Source organism: Kitasatospora sp. NPDC005751, from assembly GCF_040630835.1.
Taxonomy (GTDB): Bacteria; Actinomycetota; Actinomycetes; order Streptomycetales; family Streptomycetaceae; genus Kitasatospora.
In genome coordinates this window covers 201,811-218,172 of the sequence record NZ_JBEXYC010000007.1, presented here as the reverse complement: position 1 = coordinate 218,172, position 16,362 = coordinate 201,811, and the positions used below count along the sequence as shown (strand labels likewise).

The 16,362-nt window shown below is 73.8% G+C and carries 16 protein-coding genes; 2 read left to right on the top strand and 14 right to left on the bottom strand.

All coding sequences use genetic code 11. The annotated features are described in order from the left end of the window. The first annotated feature begins 316 nt into the window (after positions 1 to 316). Both ABZ497_RS10715 and ABZ497_RS10710 read left to right on the top strand, forming a co-directional pair. Entirely contained in the window at positions 317 to 1,801 is a 1,485-nt protein-coding gene (locus ABZ497_RS10715; protein WP_359804320.1) for an NCS2 family permease, read from the top strand. Positions 1,802 to 1,884: 83 nt separating this feature from the next. Continuing rightward, on the top strand, positions 1,885 to 3,069 hold the full coding sequence (locus tag ABZ497_RS10710; protein ID WP_359804319.1) for an XdhC/CoxI family protein: 1,185 nt from the start codon (positions 1,885 to 1,887) through the stop codon (positions 3,067 to 3,069). A gap of 24 nt (positions 3,070 to 3,093) precedes the next feature. Here the strand turns inward: ABZ497_RS10710 and ABZ497_RS10705 are convergent, their stop codons facing one another. From ABZ497_RS10705 to allB, 14 genes are all read right to left on the bottom strand, one after another. After that, positions 3,094 to 3,387 carry a hypothetical protein gene (locus ABZ497_RS10705; RefSeq protein WP_329490613.1) on the bottom strand — a complete coding sequence of 98 codons (294 nt, stop codon included), beginning with the start codon at positions 3,385 to 3,387 and terminating at the stop codon, positions 3,094 to 3,096. 109 nt (positions 3,388 to 3,496) lie between these two features. Further along, complete coding sequence (locus ABZ497_RS10700) at positions 3,497 to 4,117, bottom strand: LysE family translocator (RefSeq protein WP_329490612.1); 621 nt, start codon at positions 4,115 to 4,117, stop codon at positions 3,497 to 3,499. 48 nt (positions 4,118 to 4,165) lie between these two features. After that, the gene (locus ABZ497_RS10695; RefSeq protein ID WP_359804318.1) at positions 4,166 to 4,369 is read right to left on the bottom strand and encodes a cold shock domain-containing protein; all 204 of its coding nucleotides are present in this window, start codon (positions 4,367 to 4,369) and stop codon (positions 4,166 to 4,168) included. Positions 4,370 to 4,467: 98 nt separating this feature from the next. After that, the gene (locus ABZ497_RS10690) at positions 4,468 to 5,382 is read right to left on the bottom strand and encodes an SDR family oxidoreductase (protein ID WP_359804317.1); all 915 of its coding nucleotides are present in this window, start codon (positions 5,380 to 5,382) and stop codon (positions 4,468 to 4,470) included. 177 nt (positions 5,383 to 5,559) lie between these two features. Then, the gene (locus tag ABZ497_RS10685) at positions 5,560 to 5,976 is read right to left on the bottom strand and encodes a PIN domain nuclease (RefSeq protein WP_359804316.1); all 417 of its coding nucleotides are present in this window, start codon (positions 5,974 to 5,976) and stop codon (positions 5,560 to 5,562) included. Then, a complete protein-coding gene (locus tag ABZ497_RS10680) occupies positions 5,969 to 6,166 on the bottom strand; it encodes a type II toxin-antitoxin system VapB family antitoxin (RefSeq protein ID WP_359804315.1) in 198 nt (65 codons plus the stop codon). Before ABZ497_RS10680 ends, ABZ497_RS10685 begins: the two co-directional genes overlap by 8 nt. A 78-nt stretch (positions 6,167 to 6,244) precedes the next feature. Further along, positions 6,245 to 7,966 carry an SDR family oxidoreductase gene (locus ABZ497_RS10675; RefSeq protein WP_359804314.1) on the bottom strand — a complete coding sequence of 574 codons (1,722 nt, stop codon included), beginning with the start codon at positions 7,964 to 7,966 and terminating at the stop codon, positions 6,245 to 6,247. Next, complete coding sequence (locus ABZ497_RS10670; protein WP_359804313.1) at positions 7,963 to 8,847, bottom strand: M24 family metallopeptidase; 885 nt, start codon at positions 8,845 to 8,847, stop codon at positions 7,963 to 7,965. The genes ABZ497_RS10675 and ABZ497_RS10670 overlap by 4 nt, the downstream gene beginning before the upstream one ends. A gap of 14 nt (positions 8,848 to 8,861) precedes the next feature. Then, positions 8,862 to 9,950: a PDR/VanB family oxidoreductase gene (locus ABZ497_RS10665; protein WP_359804312.1), complete on the bottom strand. Its 1,089-nt coding sequence runs from the start codon at positions 9,948 to 9,950 to the stop codon at positions 8,862 to 8,864. A 19-nt stretch (positions 9,951 to 9,969) separates the two neighbouring features. Continuing rightward, complete coding sequence (locus ABZ497_RS10660; RefSeq protein WP_329490604.1) at positions 9,970 to 10,884, bottom strand: metal-dependent hydrolase; 915 nt, start codon at positions 10,882 to 10,884, stop codon at positions 9,970 to 9,972. Between the two features lie 205 nt (positions 10,885 to 11,089). Then, complete coding sequence (locus ABZ497_RS10655) at positions 11,090 to 11,869, bottom strand: IclR family transcriptional regulator C-terminal domain-containing protein (RefSeq protein ID WP_329490603.1); 780 nt, start codon at positions 11,867 to 11,869, stop codon at positions 11,090 to 11,092. A gap of 265 nt (positions 11,870 to 12,134) precedes the next feature. Then, positions 12,135 to 13,595 (bottom strand): catalase, encoded by a 1,461-nt coding sequence (locus ABZ497_RS10650; protein WP_359804311.1) that lies wholly within the window; start codon positions 13,593 to 13,595, stop codon positions 12,135 to 12,137. 54 nt (positions 13,596 to 13,649) lie between these two features. Further along, the gene (gene alc / locus ABZ497_RS10645) at positions 13,650 to 14,915 is read right to left on the bottom strand and encodes an allantoicase (protein WP_359804310.1); all 1,266 of its coding nucleotides are present in this window, start codon (positions 14,913 to 14,915) and stop codon (positions 13,650 to 13,652) included. Next, positions 14,912 to 16,291, bottom strand: coding sequence for an allantoinase AllB (gene allB / locus ABZ497_RS10640; protein ID WP_359804309.1), 1,380 nt, complete (start codon positions 16,289 to 16,291; stop codon positions 14,912 to 14,914). The genes alc and allB overlap by 4 nt, the downstream gene beginning before the upstream one ends. Between the last annotated feature and the right edge of the window lie 71 nt (positions 16,292 to 16,362).

Below are 16,362 nucleotides of genomic sequence, written 5' to 3'. Positions count from 1 at the left end.
CCGGGTCTCCCCCGCACCTCCCCGGGGCGGCGACCGTCTTCCCCGCCGCCCCGGGGCAGTTCCACCCCGAAGTACGGGCACCACACATGCACCAGCCGAAGCAAAGCGAACGCATCCTCCCGCTGCCTCTCCCACGCCGGGGTTCTGCAGCGGTGCGCACCACCCACCCCCGGCCGACGGCCGGTGGAACGCACTGCACCGCAGCACTGCCACAGAGTGCGCCCAGTGAGTCGAATCGTCCCCCTGTGCCAACTTCGTTGACTGGCTGTCAGGTCGGCTCGCCCACCCCAACCCCCTTTGACACTTGGGAGTGGACATGACCAGGATCCCCACGGAGCCCGGCACCACTGAAGACAGACCCACCGAGGACGACACCCCCACGTCGGCCCCGGTCACACCGCCGAAGAACGCCATGGACGCGTACTTCAAGATCACGGCCCGGGGATCGACCTTCGGCAACGAGATCCGCGGTGGCCTCACCACCTTCATGGCGATGGCCTACATCGTCCTGCTCAACCCGATCATCCTGAGCGGCGCCGACGTCAACGGCCTCAAGCTGGACCACGCCCAGCTCACGACCGCCACCGCGCTCGCCGCCGCCGTCACCACGATCCTGATGGGCGTGGTCGGCAACGTCCCCCTCGCGGTCGCCGCCGGCCTCTCCGTCTCCGGCGTGATATCCGCCCTGGTGGTACCGCACACCACCTGGCCCCAGGCGATGGGCCTCTGCGTCGTCTACGGCCTGCTGATCGTCCTGCTGGTGGTCTCCGGACTGCGCGAGAAGATCATGAACGGCATCCCCCTGCCGCTCAAGCACGCCATCACCATCGGCATCGGCCTCTTCGTCTCGCTGATCGGCCTGGTCAAGGCCGGCTTCGTGCACACCGGCGGTCCCACCCCGCTCGCGCTCGGCCCCTTCGGCGAACTCGCCGGCTGGCCCGTGCTGGTCTTCTGCCTCACGGTGCTGACGATCTTCGTCCTGCTGGCCCGCAACGTCCGCGGCGCGATCCTGATCGGCATCGCCGGCGGCACCGTGGTGGCCTTCGTCATCAACGCGGTCGCCGACCTCCCGGCGAAGACCTGGGTCAGCTCCGCCCCGGTGTGGCCGAGCGGCGGCCCGGTCTCCACACCCGACTTCGGCCTCTTCGGTCACATCGACGTCTTCGGGGCCTTCGGCAGCCACGGCCTCGGCGCGATCAGCGCCTCGGTCGCCGTCTTCACCCTGGTCCTGGCCGGCTTCTTCGACGCGATGGCCACCATCATCGGCGTCGGCACCGAGGCGGGCCTGGCCGACAAGCAGGGCCGGATGCCCGGCCTGTCCAAGGCGCTGTTCATCGACGGCGCCGGCGGTGCCATCGGCGGTGTCGCGGGCTCCTCCGGCCAGACCGTGTTCGTCGAGTCGGCCACCGGCGTCGGCGACGGCGCCCGGACCGGCCTCGCCTCGACCGTCACCGGCGGCGTGTTCGCCCTCATGCTGTTCTTCTCGCCGCTCGCCGCGATCGTCCCCACCGAGGTCGCCTCCGCGGCCCTGGTCGTCATCGGCTCGATGATGATGAGCCAGGCCCGGCACATCGACTGGTCGGACCGCGAGGTCGCCATCCCGGCCTTCCTCACCTGCACCCTGATGCCGTTCACCTACAGCATCACCGCCGGTGTCGCCGCGGGCGTCATCTCGTACACCGTCATCAAGGCCGGCACCGGCAAGTGGCGCGAGCCCGGCCCGCTGATGTGGATCCTCACCGGCGTGTTCGTGGTCTACTTCGCGCTCACTCCGATCAAGTCCTGGCTGGGCGTCCACTAGCAGCACCGCCGCCGTACGGGAATCGTTTCCCGTACGGCGGCACCTCCCGTTCCGTCTTCCGAGGTGTTAAGGAGCTCCCCGACATGCACGACATCGCCGAGCAGCTGCAGGCCTGGCACGCGTCCGGGCGTTCCTTCGCCGTGGCCACGGTGGTCGGGGTCTCCGGCAGCGCGCCGCGCGACCCGGGTGCCGCGCTCGCCGTCGACGCGGCCGGCGAGGCGATCGGCAGCGTCTCCGGCGGCTGCGTCGAGGGAGCCGTCTACGAGCTCTGCCAGGTCGCCATCGAGTCCGGCCGGCCGGTGCTGGAACGCTTCGGCTACAGCGACGAGGACGCCTTCGCGGTCGGCCTGACCTGCGGCGGCGTGCTGGACGTCTTCGTCCAGCCGGTCGTCCCCGGCACCGACCCCGCACTCGACGCCGGCATCACCTACCTCGCCTCCGGCACCCCGGTCGCCCTGGCCCGGGTGATCGACGGCCCCGCCGCGCTGGTTGGCGCCACCGTCGCCGTCACCGCCGACACCCACCACGGGGCTCTCTCCCCCGCGCCCACCACCGTGGCCCCGCTGGAGCGCGCCGTGGTCGCCGAGGCCCGCGCCATGCTGGACGCCGGGCGCACCGGCCGCCTGGTCCTCGCCCTCGACGGACGCCCCTGCGACGACCGGGAGCAGGGCACCGTCACCTTCTTCGTCGAGTCCTACGTCCCCGCGCCGCGGATGATCGTCTTCGGGGCGATCGACTTCGCCGCCGCCGTGGTGCGGATCGGCAAGTTCCTCGGCTACCACGTCACCGTCTGCGACGCCCGGCCGGTCTTCGCCACCGAGCGGCGCTTCCCCGACGCCGACCAGGTGGTGGTCGACTGGCCGCACCGCTACCTGGACTCCCAGCTGGACCGGATCGACGGGCGGACGGTGCTCTGCGTCCTCACCCACGACGCCAAGTTCGACATCCCCCTGCTGGAGCGCGCGCTGCGGCTGCCGGTCGGCTACATCGGCGCGATGGGCTCGCGCCGCACCCACCGGGACCGCGACACCCGGCTGCGCGAGGTCGGCCTGACCGACGCCGAGATCGGCCGGCTGCGCTCGCCGATCGGCCTGGACCTCGGTGCCCGGACCCCCGAGGAGACCGCCGTCTCGGTCGCCGCCGAGATCGTCGCCCACCGGCGCGGCGGCAGCTGCCTGCCGTTGAGCCGCGGCGAGGGGCCGATCCACCACGACCTGGCGCGGGCGGCCGGTCCGGCCACCGGGGACGCGCGGTCCCACGCGGCCTGACCGCGGCGCGGCCCGGCCCCGCCGTCACCGCACGACGTCGTGGACCTCGCGGATCAGCGGCGGTGCGGCCGGGATGCCGACCTCCTGGAGGATCGGCAGCAGCACCGCCGAGAAGTGCTCGAAGGCCTCCCGGGACTCCCACACTTCGGTGACGTGCCAGCCGCCGCCCGGCGTCGGACCGGACACGTGCAGGACCAGCCCGCGCACCGGCCAGTCCGAGGGCGCGTTCAGCCCGGTGCCGCCGGTCAGCCGGTCCACCGCCTCCTCGTACTGGTCCCGGGTGGTACCGGGGAATTCGAACATCACGATGATGGCCATGCGCTGCTCCCGTCGGATGGGCTCCGTCGCCTCCCATGCAGCCCCGCCCCCGCCCGCCCGGCCATCCGGCGCCACCACCCGGGTGACGTCGGGCAGCGCGCCGGGCGGGCTACTCCGAGAGCGCCAGCCGCACCCCGAAGCCCACCACCACCGCACCCGTCACCCGGTCCAGCAGCCGGCGCGCGGCGGGCCGGCTCAGCCAGCCGCGCACCGCCCTGGCGAAGCCCACCAGCACGGCCGACCAGAGCAGGCCCTCCACGACGTGGACGCAGGTCAGGGCCACCCCGGCGGCGAAGTGCGGGGCCCCCGCGGGGATGAACTGCGGCAGCACGGCGACGTAGAAGACGCCGACCTTGGGATTGAGCAGATTGGTGAGCGTGCCGCGCCGCCAGCCGGACCGGACCCCGCCGCCGGTCGGCAGCCGCTCCGGTTCGGCCCCGCCGCCCCGGTTGCGCAGCAGGCCGATCCCCATCCAGACCAGGTACGCGGCCCCGGTCCAGCGCAGGACCTCGTACGCCAGGTGGGAGGCGGTCAGCAGGGCGGTCACCCCGGCCGAGGTGAGGGTGCCCCAGATCAGGGTCCCGGTCTGGATGCCGAGCACCACGCCCCAGGCCTGCCGGCGCTCCCCCAGGGCGGAGGTGCGCAGCACCAGCGCGGTGTCGATCCCGGGCGTGAGCGTGAGCAGTCCCACCACGAGGGCGAAGGACCACAGGGCGGTCGTCATCTCCATGGGCCTTGATCGTAGGGCCTCGGCCGGCCGGAGCGGGCCGACCGCGGGTCAGAGCGGGCGCACCCGCTCGGCCACCCAGCGCCCCTCCTGCTCCATCGGCTCGTACTCCACCCGCCGCCCCTCGGTGAGGACGCGGTCGCCCTCGGCCAGGATCGAGTCGAAGTAGACGTAGAGGGCGGGGCCGTCCTCGTCGGGGGTGATCAGGCCGTAGCCGTGGTCGGCGTGGTAGGACTGCACGGTGCCGGTGGCCATGGGGGTTCCCTCGCTTCCGCTGGGTGATGGAACTCCTGGGTACCAAATGCCCGGCCCGGAGCGGCCACGGCGCGCCCGGCCGCGCGCCGCGGCCTCGCTCAGCGGTAGCCGGCCGGGTCCAGCGGGCCGTCCGCCGTCTCCTGGTCGACCAGGTAGCGCCAGGCGTCCGGGCGGCTGCCGTCCAGGTCGGTGAAGCCGTACTCCTTCGCCAGGGCGCCGCTGGAGAGCGAGCTGCCGTTGAAGCGCGCCACCCCGGGGTCGCAGGCCAGCGCCACCACGGCGCGGCCGACGTAGCCGGGCGACTCCGAGACGCCGAAACCGGGCTGCTTCGCGGTCGCGTCGCGCCAGTTCTCCTCGGTGACGCCGAAGTGCTCCAGCATCATCTCGGAGCGCATCCAGCCGGGGGTCAGCGCGACCGCCGTCGCCCCGCGCGGGGCCAGCTCGTGGCCCAGCGCGAAGGCCATCCGCAGCACCGCGGACTTGGCGAGGTCGTAGCAGAGCGAGTTCCGGTAACGGGTGGCGTTGTAGTCGGCGGTGCCGTCGGTCATCTCCACCACCAGACCGCCCGGGCGGCGCAGCAGCAGCGGCAGCAGGTGGTGGTTGGTGATCACGTGCGTCTCGACGGCCAGGCGCAGCAGGCGCAGCCCGTTGTCCAGGTCGTGCTCCCAGACCGGGCTCTCCCACTCGAAGAGGTTCTCGCCGCCCCAGATGTCGTTCACCAGGACGTCGAGCCCGCCCTGCTCGGCCTCGATCCGCCGCGCCACGGCCTCGACCTCGGCGGGGACGAGGTGGTCCGCGCGGACCGCGATCCCCCGGCCGCCGGCCGCGGTGACCAGTGCCGCCGTCTCCTCCAGGGTCTCCGCCCGCCCGTACTCCGAGCGGTGCCCGCCGGCACTGCGCCCGGTCGCGTAGACCGTCGCCCCGGCGGCCCCCAGCTGCACCGCGATCCCCCGCCCGGCCCCCCGGGTCGCCCCGGCGACCAGGGCGACCTTGCCCGTGAGCGGCTGTGCCATGTCCCGTCCTTCGCTCGTGCTTCCTCCGACACCATGGATGCTGCCCCGGGAATCCGGGACTTACCGCGCCGTGCCGTCGGGCGGCGGCATCATGTCTTCGCCGCCGGCCCGTCGATGCGGCCACCCGCGACGACGTACGAGCGCACGCGGCAGGCTCCCGGCGCCGCGGGGGGCGGGTCAGTCGGCCGTACCCGGCGGAACGACCCAGCGGGTGGATTGACCGGTCACGGCGGCGATCATGTCGTAGTCACCGTCGTAGTGCAGGACGGTCGCGCCGTGACGCTCGGCCGTGGCGGCGATGACGAGGTCCGCGACCGACAGGGCCCGCCAGTTGCCGGCGGCCGTCAGTCGTGCCTGCACCTCGATCGCCCGGTCCCAGACCTCGTCCGGCGTCGGAAGCCAGTCGAAGCCGCGCATTCCTTCGCGAATGCGCTCGGCATCGGCCTTCGAGCGGGCGCTGTGCATGACCTCCAGCTCGACGGCCCCGCAGACGGCGAGGAGTCCGGCGTTGTGCAGCGGCTCGATCGCGGCGCGTACGGCAGGTTTCGGGTACCGGGCGAAGGCCGACTTGTCGATCAGGAAGCGCTTACTCACCCGGGTGCGCCTGGCCGGTGAGGTCGGGCAGTCCGCCCTCGGAGAGCCAGGTGAAGAAGGACTCGCGCTTGCGGCGCTTGATCGCGTCCTCCAGGGCCGCGTTGACCGTGGCGACCTTGGTGGTCGTCCCGAAGATCTCCGCGGCCTCGGCGAGGAGCGTGTCGTTGACGTCTATCACGGTGCGAGCCATGGCGGGCCTCCCGAGCGAGCTGGGCCTGTGATATCGATTTCCAGCCTACCCGATATCACAGGCCCACCGGCCGGTCCCTCAGGTCACGTTGAGGCGGGCCGCCAGGCGCAGCAGGCCCGGGGAGAGGCGGCTGAGGAAGCGGGCGGCCTTGGCCTCGGGGGTGACCGGGACGACCGGCTTGCCGGTGCGGACGGCGTGCAGGATCGCGGTGGCGACCTTCTCCGGCGGGAAGCCCCGGCGGGCGTAGAGCTTCGCGGCGCGGGCCTGCTTGGCCGCCTGCTGGTCGGCGCTGGTGGCGGAGAAGGTGGAGGTGCGGGTGATGTTGGTGTTGACGATGCCGGGGCAGATGGTCGAGACGCCGATGCCGTGCCCGGCGAGTTCGGCGCGCAGGCAGTCGGAGAGCATGAACACGGCCGCCTTGCTGGTGGCGTAGGCGGTGAGCGCCTTGGACGGCAGGTAGGCGGCGGCCGAGGCGAGGTTGACGATGTGCCCGCCCCGGCCGCGGTCGGCCATCAGCGAGCCGAAGGCGCGGCAGCCGTGGATCACGCCCCAGAGGTTGACGTCCAGGACGCGCTGCCACTCCTTCTCGGTGGTCTCCAGGAACGTCCCGGAGTGGCCGATGCCCGCGTTGTTGACCACCACGTCGGGGACGCCGTGCGCGGCGGCGACCGCCTCGGCGAAGGCGTCGACGGCGGCACCGTCGCTGACGTCGACCCGGTAGGCGTGCGCCTGGGGGCCGAGCAGGGAGGCGAGTTCGGCGGTGCGCCGGGCGGCGTCGTGGTCGAGGTCGCAGACCACCACCCGGGCGCCCTCCTCGGCGAAGGCGAGCGCGGTGGCCCGGCCGATGCCGCTGCCGCCGCCGGTGATGACGACCAGCGGGCCGTCGCCGGCCGGGTCGGGGGCCTGTCCGGCGTCGACACCGGCGGTGAACTCGCGGACCATCCCGGCCACGGCGGTTCCCTTCTCCAGGAGGGCGGACCAGTGGGTGGCGTGCAGGGAGCGGCGGGTCAGCCTGGGCACCCAGCGCTCCAGCCCCTCGGAGAGGTACTCGCCGACGTAGTGGTCCCGGGTGAGGGTGATCAGCTGGACCGGCACCTCGGTGGGCCGCTCGCGCGGATTGCGCAGGGTGGGGCGCATGTTGGCCCGGTAGAGCTCGATGCCGCGCACCGCGTCCCGCCGCAGGGTGGGCTGCGGGTGGCCGGGCCGCGGGGTGACGGCCTCCAGGTCGCGCAGCACCCGGGGCCAGGCGCGGGCCAGGCCGAGCCGCCAGATGCCGGGGGCGAGGTAGGGCAGGTGGAAGGCCGTGATGTACCAGGAGTGCACGCCCTGCGCGAGCAGTTGCCGCAGGTGGCGCGGGGTGGGGCGGCGGTAGCGCTCGCGCATCCAGTGGCCGATGTGGTCCAGGCAGGGGCCGGACATCGTGGTGTAGGAGGCGAGCCGCCGCTCGGCGCCGGGCGAGGTGACGGCCTCCCAGGACTGCAGCGAGCCCCAGTCGTGGGCGACCACGTGCACCGGGCGGTCCGGGCTGACCGCGTCGGCGACCGCGAAGAGGTCGGCGGCCAGGTGCTCCAGCCGGTAGCCCTCGCGCGAGGCGGGCGCTCCGGACTCGCCGGCGCCGCGTACGTCGTAGCGGACCACGTGGTGGTCGCGGGCGAGGTCGGCGGCGATGTCGTCCCAGACCACGTGGGTGTCCGGGTAGCCGTGCACCAGCAGGACGGTGGGCGCGTCGGGGTCGCCGTCCTCGAAGACGGCGAGCGGCAGCCCGCCGGAGTGGACGGTGCGGCGGCGGGTGGTGGTCATCGGGTCGCCTCCTGGGCGGTCGCCTCGGCGTGGGCAGCGGTCCAGCGCCGCACGTGCGGCAGGTCGTCGTCGAGCCAGTACGCGTCGTCCCCGGTGACCACCAGCAGCTCCTCGAACTTGATGCCCACCGCGCGGAACCCGATGTGCGGCTCCACCGCCCACAGGCCCGGGGTCGGCGCGTGCCGGGAGGACCGGCCGTCCGCCCAGAGCGGGGAACGGCCCTGGAGGCGCTCGCCGATCAGCTCGCGGCCGAGCGTCTGGAGTGTACGCACCCCGAAGCCGAGGACGTTCACCCCGGCCGGGCCGCGGCTGGTGGTCCGGGTGACCTGGTGGCCGATCACCCGGCCCGGGTAGACCCGGTGGCGGTTGTCGTAGCCGTGCGCGGCGATCTGCGCGTCCACCGCCGCGTACACCTCGTCGAGCGGGCGGCGGGCGCGGACCTCGGCGAGGATCAGCTCGCGGTAGACCCGGAGGTCGGCGGCCAGCCGGTCCCAGACCGGGTTCTCGCCGACCTTGCCGCCGTAGCCGATGTCGGCGGTGTAGCCGTCCACGATCGGCGCGCAGTCCAGGACGTACGGCATGCCGTCCTCCAGCCGGCGGTCGCCGGCGAAGAACTGCAACGGGGTGCGGAAGTGCCGGAAGGCGGTGCGGTCGCCGAACCAGGCGAAGGGGACGTGGAAGAAGTCCTGCACGCCGGCGGCGACCAGGCACCGGCGCAGCTCGGCGGTGGCCTGCCGCTCGGTCACCCCCGGTTCGATCCAGGCGGCGACCTGTTCGGCGCAGTGGTAGGCGAGTTGCTGGACCTCGCGGAAGCGGTCCAGGTCGTGGTCGGTGAACGGGAAGGCCGGGGTGCGGGGCACGGCCGGGGGGCGAAGCAGCACGGCGGGCTCCAGTGCTAGAGGTCCAGGACGAGGGTCTCGCCCCCGGCGGCCCGGGAGACGCAGGGCAGCAGGGCGCCGGCGGCGCGCTGCTCGGGGGTGAGGCGGCGGTCGCGGTGGTCCGCGGCGCCGGCCACCAGCCGGACCTCGCAGGTGCCGCAGAAGCCCTGGTGGCAGGAGTACGGCAGGTCCGGACGGGCCTCGCGGAGCACGTCCAGGGCGGACCGGTCGGCGGGGACGTCCAGCACCGGGCCGTCCGTGCCGAGCTGGACGGCGAACGGCTCGCCGCCGGTGACCGGGGCGGCGCCGAACCGCTCGAAGTGCAGGGCCCGGGCCGGCGATCCGTCCAGCGCGCGCTGGACGGCGGTCAGCATGGGGGCCGGGCCGCAGCAGTAGACGGCGGCGCCGCGCGGGGCGTGGGCCAGCAGCTCGGCGCCGGTGGGCACCCCGCCGTGCTCGTCGTCGGTGCGCAGGTGGACCCGGCCCGGGTCGAGGCCGCGCAGCAGCTCCGCGTAGGGGAGGGTGTCGGCGCTGCGGCCGACGTGGACGAGGTGCCAGTCCAGGCCGTGCCGCCGGGCCTCGTGGACCATCGGCAGCAGCGGGGTGATCCCGATGCCGCCGGCCAGCAGCAGGACGGCCGGCTCGGCGCAGAAGGCGAAGCCGTTGCGCGGGCGGCGGGCGGTCAGCCGGGTGCCGGGGTGCAGCTCGCGGTGGATCTCCTCCGACCCGCCGCCTCCCCCGGGCAGCCGGCGGACCGCGATCCGGTAGGCCCGCCGGTCGCCCGGGTCGCCGCAGAGCGAGTAGTGCCGCTCGCGGCCCGAGGGCAGCGCGAGGCGCAGGTGCGCGCCGGGCTGCCAGGGCGGGAGCGCCCCGCCGGAGGGGTCGCCGAGCAGCAGCTCGACGACGTCGGTGGCGATCGTCCGACGGGCGGTCACCACCAGCTGCAGCGCCGGGGTGGGGCGGCCGAACGGGCGCCGGGGGCTGCGACGCAGCAGCGGGCCGCCCAGCGCGGGGGTGTAGCGGTCGCCGAAGGCGGTCAGGCCTCGCATGAACCGGTCCGCGCGGGGGCGGCCGTAGAGGTCCGGGGGCGGGTTGTGCAGGTCCATCCGGGCGACTCTCCTGGCGTCAGTGGGCGGCGGCGCGGGCGGCCGGGGAGGTGGCGAGGTAGCCGAGGGCCTGGCTGGAGGAGCCCTCCTGGGTGGGGTGGTAGCCGGGGCGCAGGTAGCGCAGGCCGGAGCGGAGCGAGCGGACCGGGTCGGGCAGCAGGCCGCGCCGGGCGAGCCGCCGGGCCTCCCGCCAGCTGGGCCGGATCCGGCCGTCCAGGGTGGGGTCGGCGGCCAGCAGGAAGCGGGCGCCGCGCACCCAGAGGTGGACCAGCAGCGGCCCGGAGACGGCCATGCCGCGGATCCGGCGGGCGTAGCCGGGGTCGAGGTGGACCATCAGGTCGTAGGCGACGCTGCGGTGCTCGACCTCCTCGGCGCCGTGCCAGCGCAGCAGGTCCAGCATCGTCGGGTCGGCCTTCGCCCGGTCCAGGCCGGGGGAGTTCAGCGCCCAGTCGCCGAGGAAGGCGGTGAAGTGCTCGATCGCGGCGACGAAGGCGACCCGCTCGACGATGTTCTCGCGCCGCCGGACGGGCGGGAGGCCGGGCTTGTCCCCGAGGACGCGCTGGAACAGCCAGGTGACCTGGCGGACGTAGGGACGCGGGTCGAGGCCCTGGCCGAGCAGGTGGTCCAGCACCTCCTGGTGGGCCTCGGCGTGGATGGCCTCCTGGCCGATGAAGCCCAGCACCTCCTCGCGCAGCCGGTCGTCCCGGATCAGCGGCAGCGCCTCCTTGAACACCTTGACGAACCAGCGCTCGCCCTCCGGGAGCAGCAGGTGCAGGACGTTGATGACGTGGGTGGCCATCGGCTCGTCGGGGATCCAGTGCAGCGGCAGCCCGGACCAGTCGAAGCGGACGTCCCGGGGCTCCAGGACGAGGCTGTCGTGGACCCGGGCGGCCGGGGCGGCGACGGCGGGAACGGGTGTGGTGGTGCGGGGCATGAGGCCCTCCTGACCTGGGGGCGGGGCGGCTCGGCTCGCGCGGCACCAGGCAACTTACTCGCGGGTAGCGCCTGCTACAAGGGTTTCGGCAACCCTTATCGACATCGAGTCTAATAGGTGATGTGCACCGGACGGCGGCCCTGGAAACACGCGAGCCCCGCCGGGATCCGGCGGGGCTCGTGGACGGGGGGGCGGCCCCGAAGGGTCAGACCGCCATCGCGAGCATCAGCGGTGCGGCCCGGGCGGCCAGCAGCTCGGCGGCCGCCTTGAGCCGGTGCACGTTGTCGAGCGGCATCGAGGTGGCCAGGCAGCCGACCGTGCTCCCCGCCGTCACCGGCACGGCGGCGCAGACGGTGCCGAGCGCGTACTCCTGGATGTCCAGCACCGGCACGGTGGCCGGCTGGCGCTCCAGCCGGTGCATCAACTGGTCGGCGTCGACGACCGTCCGCGAGGTGAGCCGGGCCACCGGGTGGCGGGACAGGTGGTCCCGGCGGGCGTCGTGGTCGAGCTGGCTGAGCAGGCACTTGCCGATCGCGCTGGCGTGCGCGGTGGCCCGGAAGTCCACCCACTCCTGCACCGCCGGGGCGTGCTCGGCGGCCGCCACCGCCTCGACCGACAGCTCGCCGTCGTGGTACCGGGTGAAGTACACCGCCGCGCCCAACTCGTCCCGCAGCTCCGCGAGTTTGCGGTCCAGCCGGGCCCGGACCAGCTGCTCCCGGTTGTACTGCCCGAGCAGCGCGAAGGTGCCGCCGAGCACCCAACCGCCGTCCTGGCACTGGAGATAGCCCTCGATCTCCAGGATCTCGGCCAGCCGGCGGACGGTCGGCAGGGCCAGGGACGTCTCCCGGGCGAGGGAGACCAGGGTGGCACCGCCGGGGTGCCGGTCGACGGCCTCCAGCAGTCTGAGGGCGTGCTGCAGGGAGGTGAACGGACCGGGCACGCCCTCGTCCAGCATGGCGTGGCGACCCGGGGCTGGTGTCGACATGTCGTCCCCTTCCGATGTCCCCCAGGGAGTTACCCGCGGGTGTTCTCCAGCCTAACCACCCCGGGACGTCGGCCGGTGCCGCTCCGCGGATATTCGTGCAGGTACGGTAAAGAACTTGACCGGCGCCGGTGTCGGGTGCTCTGTGCGGACAGCACAACGGCCCCTCCCCCACTGCCCTGGGGGGAGAGGCTCGGTGTACGGCCGCCGGGGTGCGGGCCCCGGCGGCCGGTGAGGGTGGTTCACAGCGGACCGGAGGGACGCCGGGTCAGCCCTCGTCGCCGGCGCGGAGCTTGGCCACGGCGGCCTCCAGCCGGCTGCCGTACTCCTCGTCGGCCGCGTGGAAGTGGGCGAGGTTCTTCTCGACGATGTCGTCGCGCGTCACCTGCGCCAGGAAGCCCGCGATGTTGTCGATCAGGCGGGTCTTCTCGCCGGCCGACATCAGCCGGTAGAGCTCACCGGCCTGGAAGAAGTCGTCGTCCTTGGTGTGCGCCGGCGTGGTGTAGGTGCCGGTGTGGCCGTTCAGCGCGACCGGCGCGGCGAGCGCGTTGTCGGTCTGGGCCGGGCCGTCGTACGAGTTGGGCTCGTAGTTCTTGCCGCGGCCGGACTTGTTGACGGCGGCGAAGCCGTCGCGGCCGTAGTTGTTCGCCTCGGTCGCCCGGGGGGCGTTGACGGCGAGCAGCGTGTGGTTGACGCCGAGGCGGTAGCGCTGGGCGTCCGCGTAGGCGAACAGCCGGCCCTGGAGCATCTTGTCCGGGGACGGGCCGATGCCGGGCACGAAGTTGTTCGGCGAGAACGCCGACTGCTCGACCTCGGCGAAGACGTTCTCCGGGTTCTTGTTCAGCACCAGGCGGCCGACCTTGACCAGCGGGTAGTCGGCGTGCGGCCACACCTTGGTCAGGTCGAAGGGGTTGAAGCGGTAGTCCGCGGCCTCGGCGACCGGCATCAGCTGGACGTACAGCGTCCAGCTCGGGAACACGCCGCGCTCGATGGCCTGGTGCAGGTCGCGCTGGTGGCTGTCGGCGTCGGCGCCGAGCACCTCGGCGGACTGGCCGCCGTCCAGCGAGCGGATGCCCTGGTTGGTCTTGAAGTGGTACTTCACCCAGAAGGCGTCGCCCTGCTCGTTGACCCACTGGTAGGTGTGCGAGCCGTAGCCGTTCATGTGGCGGTACGAGGCCGGGATGCCGCGGTCGCCGAAGAGCCAGGTGATCTGGTGGGTGGAGGCCGGCGAGTGGGCCCAGAAGTCCCAGACGTTGTCGGCCTCCTGGACGCCCGTGTACGGGTCGCGCTTCTGCGAGTGGATGAAGTCCGGGAACTTGATCGGGTCCTTGATGAAGAACACCGGGGTGTTGTTGCCGACGAGGTCGTAGTTGCCCTCCTCGGTGTAGAACTTCACCGCGAAGCCGCGCGGGTCGCGCACCGCGTCGCTGGCACCCAGGTTGCCCGCCACGGTGGAGAAGCGCAGGAACAGTTCGGTGCGCTTGCCGACCTCGGAGAGGAAGGCCGCCCGGGTGTACTGCGACACCTCGTCGGTGACCTCGAAGTACCCGTAGGCGCCGGAGCCCCGGGCGTGCACGACGCGCTCCGGGATGCGCTCGCGGTTGAACCGGGCCAGCTTCTCCAGGAGCTGCTGGTCCTGGATGAGCAGCGGGCCGTACTCGCCGGCCGAGGCCGAGTTCTGGTTGTCGGCGACGGGCGCGCCCGACTCCGTGGTCAGGATCTTGGACATGGAGGGTCCTTCAGGGTCGACAAAGACGTGCGTGGAGAGGAGGTTGACGGCGTCTCAGACGCCGAGCAGGCGCCAGACGGCCGAGCGGCGGCGGGAGGAGTGCTCGCCGTCCGGGCCGTCACCCGGCCGCAGCGCGGCGACGGCGGCGGTGGCCGCGGCCCGGTCCGCCAGCGGGCGGGCGGCGGCCAGGTCGGCGGCCTCCGCGCCGGTGAGACCGGCCTCGGTGAGCGCGGCGGCGGCCTCGGCGGCGGGAACGGCGTTGAACCAGCGCAGGGCGAGGGCCGCACGGCCCGACTCGGTCAGCCGGCCGGTGAGGCGCAGCCGGGCGAGGCCGCCGTCCGGGTACACGTTGATCCGGACGTGGGTCGCCGGGCGGCCGACGTCGAGCCGCAGGCGGTGCCGGGTGTCGGGCTGGAGGCGGGTGCGGGGCAGGATCTCGAACCAGCCGTCGGGGTCGGTGGCCGGGTCCCCGCCGTCGGTGGCGTCGTAGCCGGTCAGGTCGGCCCAGCCGGGGGCGTTGGCGACGAAGTGGGTGGTATCCACCTCGGCGGCAAGGACCTCGCCGCCCCCGGCCAGGGCGATCTGCACCCAGTCGTTGGCCTTGTCGCGCCGACGCCGGGTCTCCCAGCCCTCGCCCATGACGGTGGCGCGGCCGGGAGCGTTCAGGTTGTGCGGGGAGGAGAAGTAGCGGTCGGACGCCGCCTCGGCCACGCCGCCGAACTCCTGGGCGGCCAGGTCGAAGGTGAGGCCGTCCAGCTCGCGCGGGTCGGGCAGCACCTCGCCGTGCACCCGCAGCCGGGCGACCCCGCCGTCCGGGAAGATGTTGAGGCGTACGTGGGTGTAGCGGGTGCCGTCGGCTATCGCGAACTCGTGCGCGGTGTCGCCCCGGAGCGGGGTGCGCGGCAGCAGTTCGACCCACTCGGCGGCCGCGAGCTCCGCCGGCGACGGGTGCCCGGGAACGGCGGCGGCCTCGACCGAGGCGCTCTCCGGGTAGTTGCCGGTGAAGTGGGCGGTGTCCACGACGAGGCCGCGGATCACTCCGCCGACGCCGAGCCGGACGACCGCCCAGTCGTGGTCCTCGTCGGTGGGGTGCGGCTGCTCGGGGCCGGCGCCGCGGCGGCGCCTGGACTCCCAGCCGTCCATGATCTGGCCCTTGTGGCCGAAGGTGTGCGCGCGGAACTCCGAGGGCTTGGCGACCAGCAGGTTCTCCGCGTCCGCGAAGGTGTCCTCGTTGGTGGCGACGACGCCCGCGCCGAGCCGCCGGGAGGCCAGGTCGACCAGCTCGGTGAACGGAGCGCTCGGGGTGTTGACGGTGCTCACTGGGTCTCCTGGTGACGGGTGATCCGGCGGCCGTGGGGCTCGGCGGCGGTGTCGACCACCCGGCCGCGCAGCCAGGTGGTGCGGACGGCGCCGGTCAGCGTGCGGCCCGCGTAGGGGGTGACGGGATTGCGGTGGTGCAGCTCGGCGGCGTGCACCGCGAACGCGCCGTCCGGGTCGAAGGCCACCAGGTCGGCGTCGTGGCCGACGGCGATGGCGCCCTTGGTGCCGGTGAGGCCGACCAGGGCGGCCGGCCCGCTCGCCATCCAGCGGACCACGTCGGACAGCGTGTGGCCGCGGCGGCGGGCCTCGGTCCAGATCGCCGGCAGGCCGAGCTGGAGGGAGGCGATGCCGCCCCAGGCCGCCGCGAAGTCGCCGCTGCCGCCGAACTCGGGCAGCAGCTTGAGGTCCGGGGTGGACGGCGAGTGGTCGGAGACGATCGCGATGAACTCGCCGGCGGCCAGCGCGGCCCAGAGCGCGTCGCGGTTGGCCTCGTCGCGGATCGGCGGACAGCACTTGAACGCGGTGTCGCCGTCCGGCACCTCCTCGGCGGCCAGCGTGAGGTAGTGCGGGCAGGTCTCGGCGGTCACCCGGACGCCGTCCGCGCGGGCCTGCCGCAGCAGCGGCAGCACCGCGGCGGAGGAGACGTGCAGGATGTGCACCCGGGCGCCGGTCCGGCGGGCGGTGTCGAGCAGCCGGGCGACGGCCGCGGTCTCCGCGTCGGCGGGCCGGGAGGCGAGGAAGTCGCGGTAGTGCACGCCGGGTTGCTGCGGGGCCGCGGCGAGCACGGCCGGGTCCTCGGCGTGGATGATGGCCAGCGCGCCGATCCGGGCCTGCTCGGCCAGCGCGGCCTCCAGGTCGGCCTGCTCGACGTGCGGGAACTCGTCCACGCCGGACGGCGCCAGGAAGCTCTTGAAGCCGAACACGCCCGCGCGGTGCAGCGGTTCGAGGTCCGGCACGTTGCCGGGGACGGCCCCGCCCCAGAACCCGAGGTCGACCCAGGCCTGGCCCTCGGCGGTCTTCCGCTTGGCCTCCAGGCCGTCCACCGTGGTGGTGGGCGGGATGGAGTTGAGCGGCATGTCGATGATCGTGGTGACCCCGCCGGCGGCGGCGGCCCGGGTGGCGGTGGCGAACCCCTCCCACTCGGTCCGGCCGGGCTCGTTGACGTGCACGTGGGTGTCGACCAGACCGGGGAGCAGGGCGGTGTCGCCGAGGTCGGTGAGTCCGCCGCCGCCGGCCGTGAGCGCGCCGTGCCCGGCGATCCGCTCGATCGTGCCGTTGCGGATCAGCACGTCAGCGGGACGTTCGCCGTCCGGCAGCACGACCCGGCGGGAGCGGATCACCGCCGTCTCGCTGAAGGACGCCTCGCTGGGGGGCATGGGGGACCTCCGAAAACCTGGGTACGAGTGGGGTGTGCCGAAGGAATGCCCGGAGCCTAGGGCCGCCTTCA

Excerpts from the sequence above, each read along its gene's own strand:
- ABZ497_RS10715 (WP_359804320.1), top strand. The coding sequence starts at position 317 with ATGACCAGGATCCCCACGGAGCCCGGCACCACTGAAGACAGACCCACC.
- ABZ497_RS10710 (WP_359804319.1), top strand. The coding sequence starts at position 1,885 with ATGCACGACATCGCCGAGCAGCTGCAGGCCTGGCACGCGTCCGGGCGT.
- ABZ497_RS10705 (WP_329490613.1), bottom strand. The coding sequence starts at position 3,387 with ATGGCCATCATCGTGATGTTCGAATTCCCCGGTACCACCCGGGACCAG.
- ABZ497_RS10700 (WP_329490612.1), bottom strand. The coding sequence starts at position 4,117 with ATGGAGATGACGACCGCCCTGTGGTCCTTCGCCCTCGTGGTGGGACTG.
- ABZ497_RS10695 (WP_359804318.1), bottom strand. The coding sequence starts at position 4,369 with ATGGCCACCGGCACCGTGCAGTCCTACCACGCCGACCACGGCTACGGC.
- ABZ497_RS10690 (WP_359804317.1), bottom strand. The coding sequence starts at position 5,382 with ATGGCACAGCCGCTCACGGGCAAGGTCGCCCTGGTCGCCGGGGCGACC.
- ABZ497_RS10680 (WP_359804315.1), bottom strand. The coding sequence starts at position 6,166 with ATGGCTCGCACCGTGATAGACGTCAACGACACGCTCCTCGCCGAGGCC.
- ABZ497_RS10675 (WP_359804314.1), bottom strand. The coding sequence starts at position 7,966 with ATGACCACCACCCGCCGCCGCACCGTCCACTCCGGCGGGCTGCCGCTC.
- ABZ497_RS10665 (WP_359804312.1), bottom strand. The coding sequence starts at position 9,950 with ATGGACCTGCACAACCCGCCCCCGGACCTCTACGGCCGCCCCCGCGCG.
- ABZ497_RS10660 (WP_329490604.1), bottom strand. The coding sequence starts at position 10,884 with ATGCCCCGCACCACCACACCCGTTCCCGCCGTCGCCGCCCCGGCCGCC.
- ABZ497_RS10655 (WP_329490603.1), bottom strand. The coding sequence starts at position 11,869 with ATGTCGACACCAGCCCCGGGTCGCCACGCCATGCTGGACGAGGGCGTG.
- ABZ497_RS10650 (WP_359804311.1), bottom strand. The coding sequence starts at position 13,595 with ATGTCCAAGATCCTGACCACGGAGTCGGGCGCGCCCGTCGCCGACAAC.
- allB (WP_359804309.1), bottom strand. The coding sequence starts at position 16,291 with ATGCCCCCCAGCGAGGCGTCCTTCAGCGAGACGGCGGTGATCCGCTCC.